The organism is Rhodopirellula sp. UBA1907 (assembly GCF_002337565.1).
Lineage (GTDB): Bacteria > Planctomycetota > Planctomycetia > Pirellulales > Pirellulaceae > Rhodopirellula > Rhodopirellula europaea.
On sequence record NZ_DDGH01000090.1, the window covers coordinates 13,420 to 26,766 of the forward strand.

The 13,347-nt window shown below is 55.5% G+C and carries 10 protein-coding genes; 5 read left to right on the top strand and 5 right to left on the bottom strand.

From position 1 onward, the window contains the following. Positions 1–81: 81 nt before the first annotated feature. Positions 82–2,079: a DUF1549 and DUF1553 domain-containing protein gene (locus B2R17_RS20655; protein ID WP_339887377.1), complete on the bottom strand. Its 1,998-nt coding sequence runs from the start codon at positions 2,077–2,079 to the stop codon at positions 82–84. A 237-nt stretch (positions 2,080–2,316) separates the two neighbouring features. Here B2R17_RS20655 and B2R17_RS20660 point away from each other — a divergent pair, with 237 nt between their 5' ends. Genes B2R17_RS20660 through B2R17_RS20670 form a run of 3 tightly spaced genes read left to right on the top strand, consistent with a single transcriptional unit; the run spans position 2,317 to position 6,478 of the window. After that, on the top strand, positions 2,317–3,381 hold the full coding sequence (locus B2R17_RS20660; RefSeq protein ID WP_286765468.1) for a PmoA family protein: 1,065 nt from the start codon (positions 2,317–2,319) through the stop codon (positions 3,379–3,381). Further along, positions 3,378–4,238 carry an SDR family NAD(P)-dependent oxidoreductase gene (locus tag B2R17_RS20665; protein WP_286765469.1) on the top strand — a complete coding sequence of 287 codons (861 nt, stop codon included), beginning with the start codon at positions 3,378–3,380 and terminating at the stop codon, positions 4,236–4,238. Before B2R17_RS20660 ends, B2R17_RS20665 begins: the two co-directional genes overlap by 4 nt. Before the next feature lie 41 nt (positions 4,239–4,279). Next, positions 4,280–6,478 (top strand): sialate O-acetylesterase, encoded by a 2,199-nt coding sequence (locus B2R17_RS20670; RefSeq protein WP_286765470.1) that lies wholly within the window; start codon positions 4,280–4,282, stop codon positions 6,476–6,478. Positions 6,479–6,562: 84 nt separating this feature from the next. On the opposite strand, the gene B2R17_RS20675 is transcribed toward B2R17_RS20670, so the two are convergent. The 4 genes from B2R17_RS20675 to B2R17_RS20690 form a co-directional block, all read right to left on the bottom strand. Further along, complete coding sequence (locus tag B2R17_RS20675) at positions 6,563–7,075, bottom strand: glycine cleavage system protein H (protein ID WP_286765471.1); 513 nt, start codon at positions 7,073–7,075, stop codon at positions 6,563–6,565. Positions 7,076–7,094: 19 nt separating this feature from the next. Continuing rightward, a complete protein-coding gene (thiL, locus tag B2R17_RS20680; protein WP_286765472.1) occupies positions 7,095–8,045 on the bottom strand; it encodes a thiamine-phosphate kinase in 951 nt (316 codons plus the stop codon). A gap of 287 nt (positions 8,046–8,332) precedes the next feature. Continuing rightward, positions 8,333–9,433 (bottom strand): redoxin domain-containing protein, encoded by a 1,101-nt coding sequence (locus tag B2R17_RS20685; protein ID WP_286765473.1) that lies wholly within the window; start codon positions 9,431–9,433, stop codon positions 8,333–8,335. Between the two features lie 292 nt (positions 9,434–9,725). Then, the gene (locus B2R17_RS20690; protein ID WP_008656119.1) at positions 9,726–10,571 is read right to left on the bottom strand and encodes a sensor histidine kinase; all 846 of its coding nucleotides are present in this window, start codon (positions 10,569–10,571) and stop codon (positions 9,726–9,728) included. A gap of 286 nt (positions 10,572–10,857) precedes the next feature. Here B2R17_RS20690 and B2R17_RS20695 point away from each other — a divergent pair, with 286 nt between their 5' ends. Continuing rightward, positions 10,858–12,132: an LL-diaminopimelate aminotransferase gene (locus B2R17_RS20695; RefSeq protein WP_286765474.1), complete on the top strand. Its 1,275-nt coding sequence runs from the start codon at positions 10,858–10,860 to the stop codon at positions 12,130–12,132. Further along, positions 12,120–13,334: a chorismate synthase gene (locus tag B2R17_RS20700; RefSeq protein ID WP_286765475.1), complete on the top strand. Its 1,215-nt coding sequence runs from the start codon at positions 12,120–12,122 to the stop codon at positions 13,332–13,334. The genes B2R17_RS20695 and B2R17_RS20700 overlap by 13 nt, the downstream gene beginning before the upstream one ends. The last annotated feature ends 13 nt before the right edge of the window (positions 13,335–13,347 follow it).

Below are 13,347 nucleotides of genomic sequence, written 5' to 3' on the forward strand. Positions count from 1 at the left end.
GATCTCGTGGGGGCTGAACCGCAACGCGGGTGATGAGTGGGATGAGGATTGAAAAGAAACATCAATTTGTGCCAGTCCGCTTCACTGGACGAACAGGAATTCTCGAGTGTTGAGCAATGCCCAAATGATGTTTCCGTAACCGACACCGGTCTGGTTCTGACTCGATAATTCGCGAGAGGCGAGGACGCGATCTTCCGTCGATGGCTCGCGCGTCAAGACGCTCAGGAAGATGGCATCGATCCGTTTCTTGATGTTGTTCTTTTCCAAAACGTTGTCGACCAAAGCGGATCCGGGTTCCAACATCACGTGAGTGATTGGTCCGTTGAACATGGCCAAGATTTGCGGCACGGTGGCTTCGTCTTGAGAACCATTGATGACCTCTCGGTCGCCCTGTCCGAACTGACGCAGAAAGTGATCCGCAGGCAATGGTGCTGGCAATTCGCTGGCACGGCACAACACGTTGCGTTGATAGGCGTGTTGATTGAGATTCCGTTTGTAGGTGGATGCAAAATAGGTTTCTTTGAACTTCGCGGATCGTCGTTGGACCTCCGCGAAATCGACCTTGGAAAAATCCAGATCCATCACTGGCTTCATTTCTTCTGCCGTTGGACGCTGAAATGGCCAAGGGTTGTCGACCGCCAGCGTCAAGATCGAGTCCCAAACCTGCTCGGCCGTCATCCGACGAACGGTGGGTCCGGGGAAGTAGTACAAGTCACCGTCGGTGATGTCATAGTCGACGGCTTTGCGTTGGTAGGTTTGGCTGTACAACACAATGCGTGTCAGCTCTTTCAAATCAAAACCGCGGCGAACCAATTCTTTGCACAAGTAATCCATCGCGGCTTCGTTGACGCATGGGTTCTCATCCCGAAAGTCATCGACGGGATCGACGAAGCCAACTCCCATCAGACGCTTCCAAAGGCGGTTCACTATCGTTTGGCTAAACCGAGGATTTTCGGGGCTGGTTACCCACGCCGCGAATTGCTCACGAGGGGAGGATTTGGCGGCGGACGATGGGATCTCTCCCCACAGCACCTTTGGCTCGACAAAATCCTTTGGTTTGGCATCGCGATAGGCATAGTCGTGAGGCAAACGCAAACGTCGAGGTCGTTCGCTGACGATGTAAGTGTTCGCTCGAGCGATACGTTGGAACTCTCCGGGCACACGGCCCTTGTCGAATCGTTTCTTGCCTTCGTTGATGAGGGCGTTGGCGGGGTTCGTCTTTTCATAACCGGGATCGCCTTTTCGCATGCGAGTGGTGGTGCCGGCGGTGAACGCTGCCAATTGATAGAACTGGTACTGCGACCACTCATCAAACGGGTGATCGTGACACTGAGCGCATCCGATCTGTGTGCCCAGGAAAACTCGCACCGTGTTGTCGATGTATGGCAGCGGCATTCCATCGTCACGAAGCTGGAAACCGACGGCCGGGTTGTCCCAAACTTTGCCGTCCGCCGTCAGCATCTCGTAGACCCATTGGTCGTACGGTTTGTTCTCGGCGATCGATTCCTTGACGTATCCGTTGTATGGATCGGCAACCAAGTTGGGTTGAGGGCGATCCACCAGACGCAGCGTGTCCGCCCACCAGTTGTACGTGTGGCTGACGTAGTCGGGGCTGGAGAGCAATTGATCGATCAGCTCTTCTCGACGATCACTTGATTTCGATGCGAGGAACTGTTCCGCTTCTTGCAGAGTTGGAATACGGCCAGCAACGTCCAGGTAAATCCGGCGCAGAAAGACTTCGTCGCTGGCCAATTCTTGAGGGGCGATTCCTTCGGCCAATAACTCTCGCTCGATGAAGGTATCGAGTTCGTTTGCCGCGTAGCGAATCTCATTGCGACTGGATTGCCGGACGGGAGCGACGTCCATGTCCACCGGCTTCTTCGTGCGAACACTTTCAGGGAGCCGAATCTTTGTTTTTGCGTTTGGCTTTTTGACGTTTCTCTGATTCGTTCTTTGGGCGTCCGCATTGGGTCCGCCAACGCAAAACAGCAACAACACACCCCAGATCAAACATTTCGAACCGCCTCGGTGACACATTGTGTCCGCTCCGGAAAAAACAGAAATCAGAAAAGATGGCATCGTGCTTCGTCCCCCTCTATCATAATCCATCGACCTGCGAGCAACCGGCCAATCAGACGCTCAGTTTGCTCGCTGATTTTCGCTCCCCCCTCCCAATCCCACCCTTGCAGCAACTGGTTGCACCGCGATCATGAAAAACTCCCGATGCCATTGGGATCACGATCACTTCGGACAACGATTGCCGCCAAACATTCAAACGCATTCCCACTGACTATGAACCCAAACGGACCCACCTTGATGAATCAACTCTGTTTTCACCGGTTCCTTCGGCCACTGACTCAACATGCCTGCGTCGCCGTCGCAGCGTTGTCGATCGCTCAGGCCGTTTCCGCCGCCCCACCTGCAGCAGCAACCTCCGACGCCACTGCCACGTGGGAAGCCAAAACCGTCGCGTCTGATGATAAGGATTCGAATCAACAGGATGTTGAGATTTATCGGGGTGGAAAATTGATCGCCCGTCACCACTCCAGCCTCCTCGGCACGCCCGGACTCTATCCGTTGCATTCGCCATCGGGACAACCGCTGACCCGCGACTACCCAATTGAGGGAAAGGGGAAGTACGAAAAAGACGATCACCATCATCATCGTTCGCTGTGGTTCACCCATGGGATCGTCAACGAGTTCGACTTCTGGTTGGACAAGCCAACGCCACACACCGGCTACGTCGTACAGACATCACTCTCGAAAGAAGAAACCGAAAACGGAGTCACCCTGACCACGAAGAACGATTGGAACGACCCCGACGGCAACCGCGTCTTGAGTGATCAACGACGTTGGAGCTTTTCCGAATCGCAGGGCGACACCGTCATCGACTTGGACGTTCGTTTGATGGCAACCGATGGCGACGTTGTATTTGGTGACACCAAGGAAGGCACACTGGGAGCCCGAGTGGCAGGCACGATGAAAGTCGATGCGAAACTCGGCGGCACCGGACAGAACGCGGAAGGTTTGAAAGACGGAGCCGCATGGGGCAAGAAGTCTTCGTGGGTTGATTACAGCGGCCCAATTCTACAAGCCGATTCGGACGAGCCATCTGATTGGCCAACGGCGGGCATCACGATGTTTTATCATCCCGATAACTCGCAACCCGACTGCTACTGGCACGTTCGCACGTACGGTTTGTTCGCGGCCAACCCGTTTGGACGCCATCATTTTGGCCAACCGGAATACGACGGCGTCAAGATTGCCGATGGAGAACACTTGGATCTTCATTTCCGCATCGTGTTGCACGACGGTGACTTTGATCGCGAAAAAACAGAGCAGCACTTCGCTGATTACTCCGAAACCAAACCGTCGCTTTGAATTCGCCAGATGCATCCCCCGGTGACGCTTCACCGGAATCTGCTGCAGCGGCGTTTCATCCAAATGGATTTCGTTTGGACGGACGCCGCGTCGTCGTCACTGGCGGCACGCAAGGTGTCGGCGGTGCGATCGCCCGTGGACTAAGCAGCGTCGGCGCGGACCTGGTTTTGATTGGTCTGGAACGAGACGACGCGACCGAAGCCACTTTAACCGCTTGCCGCGAAAACGGCCGGACCGCCGAGCTGATACTCTGCGATTTGTCCAAGCCCGCCGAAACCTGGATCGATGACCTGCTAGCCAAGATTGACGAGGCGTTGCCGGGAGTCGACACGTTGGTCAACAACGCGGGAATGTTCATCGACGTGCCGTTTCTGGAAATGACTCCCGAGCGTTATCAGACCACGATGAATTTGAACGTCGGGGCAGGGTACTTTCTGACGCAAGCCTTCGCGAAATGTTGGGTACAAAACCAAGTCGCCGGTCGTGTCCTATTCACCGGTTCAATCAATGGCTTCCTAGCCGAACCCGATCACACCGCCTACGACACTTCGAAAGGCGCCGTGGCATCGATGGTCCGTTCGCTCTGCGTGTCATTGGCCCCACATGGAATCCGTGTCAACTCAATGGCCCCCGGTCTGGTTCGTACCCGACTCACCGATGTGGTCAATCACGATGCTTCCATCGAATCGTGGATGCAATTGCACACACCCAATGGCCAAATCCCATCGCCTGATGCATGCGTGGGTGCGGCAATCTTTTTACTCAGTGATGTCGCCCAGCACGTTCACGGACAAACGCTGCTGGTCGATGGCGGCATGAGTGCGTGGCAACAACCCGACCTCCCCGCAGAACGTTGATCTGCTTTCCCTCCCCCTCCTTCCCACCAAAGTTTTTCACCATGACACAACTCGGTTCGCGTCCCAGAAGTTCGCTGTTTGCGGCCATCGCTCTTGCTCTTTCCGCGAGCGTTTTGCAACCGCTCATCGCCCACGGCGATGTGAAGTTGCCAGGCTTCTTCACCGATCACATGGTCGTTCAACAAGAAAAGCCGATCCGAGTTTGGGGTTGGGCCGAGCCATCGGAGAAGATCGAAGTTTCTATCGGAGACGATCGAGCGACCGCGACCGCTGACCGCAAGGGGAATTGGATGGTGGAGCTTCCCGCCCGCTCCGCCAGTGCCGATCCGGTTGCGATCAAGGTAACCGGCAACAACGAAATTCAGCTCACCGACATTTTGGTCGGAGAAGTTTGGTTGTGCTCGGGTCAATCCAACATGGAATGGCGAGTCCAGTCCAGCGTCAACGCGGCAGAAGAAATCGCAGCGGCAAACTTCCCGCAGATCCGCCACATGAAAGTACCGCGTGTTCCTTCGCCGGTTGCCGCGGATGACGTTCCCGCACCTTGGCAAGTCTGCTCCCCCGAGACCGTCGGCCAATTCACCGCCGCCGGCTACTTCATGGCTCGGCGACTGCACCAAGAGCTGAACGTGCCGATTGGATTGGTCAACTCATCTTGGGGCGGGACTCGTATCGAACCATGGACGCCACCGGTTGGGTTCGAAGGTGTCGAAGAACTCAAAGACATCTCTGAATCGGTCACGCAACGCACACCCGGAACAGACGCGTTTGAATCAGCACTTCAGAAGCACCTGCAATCGACCAAAAACTGGGTCGCGAAAGCCGAAGAAGCATTGGCGAACGACTCGTTCATCGAACCAGCCCCCGAATACCCAAGCTCGTTGACGCCGTTCACAACCCGCAGCCAACCGACAACGCTTTACAACGGCATGATTCATCCGTTGATCCACATGCCGATCCGAGGTGCGATTTGGTACCAAGGTGAAGCCAATCATCGCGAAGGAATGCTGTACACCGCGAAAATGCGGGCTCTGATCGAAGGTTGGCGAGCCAAGTGGAACCAAGGGCCGTTCCCGTTCTACTTCGTACAGATCGCACCTTATCAATATGGCGACGAAGCGGGATCGATTTTGGCCAAGTTCTGGGAAGCACAAGCGGCTGCTCTAGCCATTCCAAACACGGGCATGGTCGTCACCAACGACATCGCGACCGTCAATGACATTCACCCGCCGAACAAACAAGATGTTGGCAAGCGTTTGGCCGACTTGGCACTGCACCACGATTACGGAAAAACCGATCTGGTCGCGCACAGTCCTCTCTTGGACTCGATCCAAACGGAGGACAACCAACTGCGTCTTCGGTTCAAACACACCGGCGGCAAACTAACAACCAGCGATGGTGAGGCGCCCAATTGGTTCGAAATCATCGGCCCCAACTCCGGCGGATTCCAAAAAGCAGACGCCAAAATCGAAGGCGATGAAATCGTTTTGTCTTCGGCAAAAGTCCAGCAACCAACCGCGATGCGATTTGGATGGGACAAACTTGCAGAACCCAATCTTCGCGGAGCAACCGGACTGCCGCTTTCTGCATTCCGAGCCGGTGAGGTGCCCGAGTTTGCTCAAACGATTCCAAACGCGGCGGACTACGAACTGGTTTATGAGTTGGACCTGAGCAAGCTGGGATCAAAGATCCAGTACGACGTGGACCGACATGAAGACATCTCCGACTTCGATCGAGTGGCTTACCTGGTGTCTCTCGAAGATGCCGGCGGCAACGTCAAGTCAGTCTTTGTCAGCATGGACGCATTCACCGACGACATTGCGAAAATTGGGATTCCGACCGTCGATGCAAATGCAAAGTTTCAGCAAACCGTCGAGTCAATGAATGTCTACGCCAGTGACAGCAGTGTGTCGTCGGGTAACGAAATCAAGAACGGCAGAATCGAATTTTGGCCCAACAATTACAGCCCTAGCAATGCCGCCAAAGTGCCGGGCGCATCCGGGACCGCTTTCGACTTTGGCGATGATCCAGGAATGCCAGTGGATGGCTACGGCTGCATGCAAGTTCACAATGTGAGTGCTCGCCAAACCGTCTTTGCCATCAACAATTGGAAGAAAGGCTCGGGTGCTGATCTGGGAATTGGCAACCATTCTGGCGAGCACAAAGATTGGACCTTCACCAGCAACGCGGCTCAGTACGCCAGCAAGAAACTGCAGGTCCTGGTTCGTCCGGTGAAATGATCGCGAAGATCATCAGTGTGAACGTCGTTTGATGTCGCAGAGCTTTGACTCGGTGGGGGACCACTGAGCTACAAGCTTTGTGGCTCAGTGGTTGGCCTGGCCTTTGATCGTTCGCTGAGCGACTTCCCAAGCCTCGTTGAGATGCTCGGCGTAGACGTCAGAAGACAACAGATTTTCTTCGGATGTGTTGCCACGAATTTCGATCAGCCATCCGTCGATGTAAGGCGACGCATTGATGACCGAAGGTTCGTCCATCGCGTCACTGTTGATCGCAACCAATTCACCGGCGATGGGCGAAAACAAATCGCTTTCCGCTTTCTTGCTTTCGATCGATCCGATCGTTTTGCGGACCGACAAGGGCGTCCCGGGGTCCACGATCCAATCCAGAAAGTAGACGTCTTGCAGCAGACGCACGGCGTAAGCCGACAAACCAAACCGCCACACACATTGATCATCGCCGGTGGCAGCCGATTGGTCCGGCGATGGCGTCGCCCACATATGATTTTTCGCGTAGCGATAACCTTTGGGAAACGACGCATCAAACTCGCCCATTGCGAACGTGAATTGCTCTCCAAGGTCCGAATCCGAATCGTTCATTTAGATTGCGCTCGTTGGATCAATTGGTCGCGGCGACATCGGTTTCGCCATGCACGAAACCTTGCGGGAACACTCGTTCAAACTTGCTGGTCGCAACTCGTTTCCATAGCCCAGTTCGCCCAACGACTCTGCCAACTCGCGTTACCGGCACGCCCCAATCGGTCGATTCGATGATCGCCGCTTCTTCGGGCGCCACACAGAAAATCAGTTCGAAGTCTTCGCCGTCGCTCCAAGCATGCTCGAGCGGAGTCCGGCCACTTTTCTCAGCAAACTGATGTGCGGCTTCTGAGATCGGCAGCGTCTCAAGTTCCAACTCCGCCCCCATGCGACTGGCGGCGAGCATCCGGTCGAGATCCAAACTGAATCCGTCGCTGACATCGATCGCAGCATGCACGTTGACTTTGTCTTTGAGCTTTGCGGCCAACTCAACGCGTGGTTCAGGTCGAAGATGTCGCCCCAGCAAACTACCGCCCAATGCTCCCGTGACGAACAAAGCGTCACCTTCTTCGGCACCCGTTCGCAACCATGGTTTCTCCGTCCAACCGAGAATGGTGATGCTGATCGACAGAGGACCGTCATAGGTCGACAAGTCGCCGCCCGCGATCGCAACTTGATACTTTTGTGCCGCTTCGAGGATTCCCTCGTAGACTTCGCCGGCAATCTCGGTTGCGTTTTCGGCGGGCAACGCCAGGGTCACCAAAACCGAGGAAGGCGTCGCTCCCATCGCCGCGATGTCACTGAGGTTGATCGCCATGGCTTTGAAACCAATGTCGCACAGCGACTGATCTTCCGATCGGAAATCGACGCCGTCGAGAATCTGATCCGTGCACGCGACCTGACGAAGCTGAGGTTGGTCGGAGGCGACGGCTCCCGGCCAATCGATCACCGCCGCATCGTCGCCAATGCCGACCGCTACCTGAGGCAATTGGCGAGTTCGACCGCGAAGGTAGGCGAGAAAGGACTGTTCCATTCTGAGTTTCAGCTTCTATGTCAGGGGTAAATTAGCTGGCAGCGACACACCGAATGTGACTTACCTCGATTTGTGGCATTCCAATCGTATCAGCCGAACTGGAGTTCGCCACGGTTCCTTCCGCCAAAACCGAAGTGACTAGGCTGTCGATGCGATAAGTTCGGGGATCAAACAATCAGCCGATCGGCGATAGCCCGCGGTTACCGGACGCCGACACATTCCAAATGGCTGAATCGACAAGCGATTGTCTTCGCCTCAACGCCCCATCAATACAATCCCCCCACAGCCTACTCGGCAAGCAATTGCTCGATGCTCTCTCGCATTTGCTGCTCACCGGGGGTGCCCTGCCAGTTCATTTCGCCTTGCCACCACCTGCGAATGAACCCCTCCTTGTCAATCAAGTAGGTCGTCGGCCACATCGTATTTCCCCAAGCGTTCCAGTTGCCGGATTCTTCATCGAACAACACGGGGTATTCGAAACCATCTTTCTTGACGGCTGCCAACACACGTTCTCGGCTTCGCTCGGCGGACGTTTCGGGTCGTTGAATCCCGATCACCACCAATCCCTTGTCGGCCATATCTTCATGCCAGGCTTGGTAGTGAGGGAAGTTCCGTTGGCAGTTGATGCACTGAAACGCGTAGAAGTACACCGCGACAACTTTGCCCCGCAGATCTTCCATCGTCGCGGGTTCCCCTTGAAGCCACTCAGCACCGTCGAGCACAAACTCTGGTGCTCTCGGGTAGGTTCGTTTCACCTTGGAAAAATCAAACGTCTTGCCCAACAACGCCCCAATCTTCGCTTGCTGATCCCGAGTCAATTCGCCAACCAAACTCTGGCGTTCACGTGCCTGGATCGCGGCCACGTCTGCGGCCGCCTCGGTGGCTTCCAGTTCCTTGTCTGCAACCTGCTTCTGCAGTTTCGCGACCTCTTTGTCTGTTGCGGCAAAGGTTTCCTTCAGGGTTTCGACTTGGCGATCGCTCAGCCCCAGAGCCGTGACCGCATCGGGATGAACCACGAACCGAGTCCCCGCGGCTTGCTTTTCCAGTTGCTCCAAACGATTCATCTGATCGTCGGACAAGATGCTGGAGAGTCGTGATTTCAACATCGCCGTCAGCTCGCGAATCTCGTTGCCTTGCTTTTCCAGTGGAGCGATTCGGTTGACCCACCATCGAGGATCGACTTCGCCAATGGCGTCGTACACCTGTTCCACTTGGTCGGTCGAAAGCTGCAGTTCCGCGTGAACGGAATCGTCACGGATCATTTGCAACACGTACGGCTGAGCCGGTGCGGCAGACGGTTCAGCCGCGACCGCTGGAGGCGACATCAACGATGCCGACAACGTCCCCATTGCCGCGACAAACAAGATCAAAACAACTCGAATCGACATAGGGAATCTCTTTGGAAAAGGCGGAATCGCTGGTGGACTATCACGACTTATTTTTACGGTAGTGGACGAAGCCACCAGTCCTGAACTGGTGTAAATCCAGGGCCTCATGGCGGCGTTCACGACGATCAACCCTCACTTCTAGCCGTGACAGACCGGTAGTGCGGAGGCGGTATCAATGAGTTTTTCTCGCACGTCTTTTCGTGAAGTCGAGCCGGGCGATCGTCAACGATTGATCCGGTCAGAAATGGTCATTTCCACCCATTCCCCGCCATCAATCATTCTCGGGTGTGGATCATCCCAATCGGGCTGGCACCGGGAATTGCAAACTGAATTTGGTCCCGCGGCCGGTTTCGCTTTGCACGGAAATGCGCGCCCCGTGAGCTTCGATGATTTTTCGAGCGGTCGGCAGACCGAGTCCGGACCCACCGTCTTTTGTGCTGTAAAAAGGCTCGAACATGTGCAGCACCGTGTTGTCGTCGACGCCGGTTCCGGTGTCGATCAAATCCAAGTTCACGCCGCCGCGAGTGCTGTACGTTCGTGCCCAAAGTTGGCCGCCGTCGGGCATCGCCTCCAAAGCGTTCTTCACCAAGTTCATCAGTGCCGATTGCAACGCATCACTGTGCAAACGGATCGATGGCAGGTCGGGATCCAAATACCGTTGCAATTCCACGTCCTGAGAATCAGCCTGAGCCTGATAGGCATCGAGGACTTGCTGGATCTGATCGTTCAGACTGCCAGGAACCAAATCGATGTGACGCAAACGGGCGAATCGCAAAAAATCTCGCAGCAAACCTTCCATGCGTTCGCATTGGTTTCGAACCATGTCGACTCGATTTTGGCAGCGCCGGCTCGACGGAGAATCAATCTCCATCAGATCTTCGCTCAACAAGTCGATGTTCATATGAATGATCGAGAGCGGGTTTTTGATCTCGTGAGCCAGCGATCCGGCCAGTTCAGCCAATTCTTCATACTGGCCGCGAGCCTCACGCATTTCCGCTTCATGACGGGCTTCGTCGCGAGAACGCTTGCTGCGAGAGGCCGCCGATCGTCCAACATTCACCTCGTCACCCGACTCGGCCGGGGGATAGGCGTTGTCCTGGCTGGGATTGTCTTGACTGGAAAAAACGGGCTCGGACATGGATGAACGCGGGACAAAGGGCGGGCGACGGTTCGGCCCCATCTCTCCGGAGGGCTCAGCAACCGTCAATTGTATCGCTGATTCGGGTCGCTGCCGATTGCCGGCGTGGCGATTTCATGGGCGATCGTCCTGATTCCGTCATCTGCAGCGTGGGCGAGTGGATCAAGCATGCGACACGATTCGAAGGCCCAAGGCGAGGATCTCGCGACCTCGACGAATGCATCATTCGCAGCTAAAACATTTGGCTCGCTCATTTCATTTCCCGAACGATCTCGATGGGTCGCAAATGTCTTCCGCTGCCGCAGCTTCCGAAACCACTCAGAACTCCGACCCGTACATTCAATCGCTGTTTGCCGAACGAATTGGCGGAGCGAACTACGGCAAAAGCACCGAGATTTACAAGTTCGAAAAGATCAAGCGGGCCAAGCGGAAAGCCCTCGCCGATCACCCTGAACGACAACTGCTTGATTTCGGAATCGGCGAAAACGACTCGATGGCCGACGCCTCGATTCGCGAAGTGATGGGCCGCGAAATCAACCAAGTCGAAAATCGCGGATATGCCGACAACGGTGTCGCCGAGTACAAGGAAGCCGCCGCTCGCTTCATGCAGCGTCAATTCGGCGTGAAGTTGGATCCTGAAACGCAGATCAACCACTGCATCGGCAGCAAGCCCGCCTACGCGATGTTGCCAGCCTGCTTCATCAATCCAGGCGACATCACGATGATGACCGTGCCCGGCTATCCAGTCGCCGGCACACACACTCGTTACTACGGTGGCGACGTGTACCGTTTGCCGTTGCTGGCTGAGAACAATTTCTTGCCAGACTTGGACGCGATTCCTGACGACGTGTTTCGGCGTACGAAGTTGATGATTCTCAACTACCCGAACTCGCCCACAGGCGGCACCGCACCAAAGTCTTTCTTTGAAGACGTGATCGCACTGGCGAAAGAAAAAGAGTTCGTCGTCGTCAACGATGCCGCCCACATCATGCTGACTTTTGATGGCAAACCCACCAGCTTCCTCGAAGTTCCCGGTGCACTCGATGTCGGTGTCGAAGTTCACTCGATGAGCAAAGGCTACGACATGATTGGATGGCGAATGGGATTCGTCGCCGGTCACCCATTGGTCGTCAAAGCGTTCTCGGACGTCAAAGACAACAGCGACAGCGGTCAGTTCATCGCCACTCAAAAAGCTGCTGCCGCGGCACTCGACGACGACTCGATTCCAGAACGCATTCGCACCAAGTACCGCCGACGAATGGAAAAGTTGGTCAAGGTCCTGCGTGATTGCGGCTTCGAAGCTGAAATGCCAGGCGGCACGTACTTCCTTTACACCAAGTCACCCACGGGTACGGCCAGTGGCGAAACCTTTGCCGCGGCTGAAGACGCGACACGATTCTTGATCGAAGAAAACGGTATCGTCACCGTGCCATGGGATGACGCCGGTTCGTTCCTTCGTTTCAGCGTGACCTACATCGCCGAAGACGAAGCAGCGGAAGACGCTTTGATGGCCGAAACGGCTGCCCGGTTGAGCGGAGCCGGTTTCCAATGGAAATCCTAGGCGGTCCCCATTTCGCAGTTGCGGGTGCTGGCGAAAGCCACGGCCCCGCGGTCACAACGATTATTCATGGATCCCCTCCGGGATTCCGGATTCGTCGCTGCGATGTGCAACCGTTCCTTGATCGACGTCGCCCCGGCGGTAACAAACACGGCACGCCCCGAAACGAGAAGGACAAAGTTGTCTTTCTAAGCGGTCTGTACCAAGACGACTCGGACGCGTTGCTGACCGGATCGAAACTGACGGTCGATGTCGACGATCAATCTTTCGAAACTGAAGGCTACGAAGATGGATTCACGACCGGTGAACCCATCGCGGCGATCGTTTTGTCGACCAGCAAAAAGTCAGGCGACTACACCCAGTTCAGCGGCCCGACCGGCGAAGTCCGTCCCGGGCACACCGACTTGGTGAAGTTTCATCAATCCAAAGGCTTCGTCGACGTTCGCGGCGGCGGACGATCGAGCTATCGTTCCACGATCACCGATGTGATTGGCGGCAGCGTTGCTCGAATCATTTTGCGAGAGTGTTTTGGAACGCGGTTTGTCTCGTCCATTTGCCAAGTCGGATCGCTGAAATCCCAAAGGAGCTTGGCCGACACGTTGACGATCGACAACGTTGACGAAATCGAAACCTCGCTTGGTGAAGCCGAGATCGCATCGATCGATCACGACTTTGCAAACGAAGCGGGCGAGCTGATCAAGGAAACTCGCAAACGCGGCGATTCTCTAGGTGCGGCTGTGGAAGTGGTTGCCGTTGGCGTCCCGCCACTGCTTGGTCAACCGCTCTACCAAAGCCTAAAGGTTCGGCTGATGGGAGCGCTCGGTGGACTCAACGCGGTTCAATCCTGCGAGATCGGATCGGGCGTCAATGTCATCGAGAGGACCGGAAGCGAGAACAACGATCCGATTCGCAGCCAAGGTTATCAATCCAACACGCACGGTGGATTGATCGGCGGCATCACAACGGGCAGTCCATTGGTGGCACGAGTTGGTTTCAAACCCACCTCAACCATCAACCTGCCACAAGATTCCGTCAACAAACGCTTGGACGAAATTGAATTTGAGCTGGCAAAGGGCCGGCACGATCCATGCGTCGGCGTGCGAGCTGGCGTGACGTTGGAATCACGCATGGCGATCGAGCTTCTCAACTCAGTGTTGGCGTATCAAGCCACCGCACATTGTGGTGACTCGATCAAGCTTTTTTGAACGGGCAAACGTT

What these genes read in the sequence shown, in the direction of transcription:
- B2R17_RS20655 (WP_339887377.1), bottom strand. Translation starts at nt 2,079, where the DNA reads ATGCCATCTTTTCTGATTTCTGTTTTTTCCGGAGCGGACACAATGTGT.
- B2R17_RS20660 (WP_286765468.1), top strand. Translation starts at nt 2,317, where the DNA reads ATGAATCAACTCTGTTTTCACCGGTTCCTTCGGCCACTGACTCAACAT.
- B2R17_RS20670 (WP_286765470.1), top strand. Translation starts at nt 4,280, where the DNA reads ATGACACAACTCGGTTCGCGTCCCAGAAGTTCGCTGTTTGCGGCCATC.
- B2R17_RS20675 (WP_286765471.1), bottom strand. Translation starts at nt 7,075, where the DNA reads ATGAACGATTCGGATTCGGACCTTGGAGAGCAATTCACGTTCGCAATG.
- thiL (WP_286765472.1), bottom strand. Translation starts at nt 8,045, where the DNA reads ATGGAACAGTCCTTTCTCGCCTACCTTCGCGGTCGAACTCGCCAATTG.
- B2R17_RS20685 (WP_286765473.1), bottom strand. Translation starts at nt 9,433, where the DNA reads ATGTCGATTCGAGTTGTTTTGATCTTGTTTGTCGCGGCAATGGGGACG.
- B2R17_RS20690 (WP_008656119.1), bottom strand. Translation starts at nt 10,571, where the DNA reads ATGTCCGAGCCCGTTTTTTCCAGTCAAGACAATCCCAGCCAGGACAAC.
- B2R17_RS20695 (WP_286765474.1), top strand. Translation starts at nt 10,858, where the DNA reads ATGTCTTCCGCTGCCGCAGCTTCCGAAACCACTCAGAACTCCGACCCG.
- B2R17_RS20700 (WP_286765475.1), top strand. Translation starts at nt 12,120, where the DNA reads ATGGAAATCCTAGGCGGTCCCCATTTCGCAGTTGCGGGTGCTGGCGAA.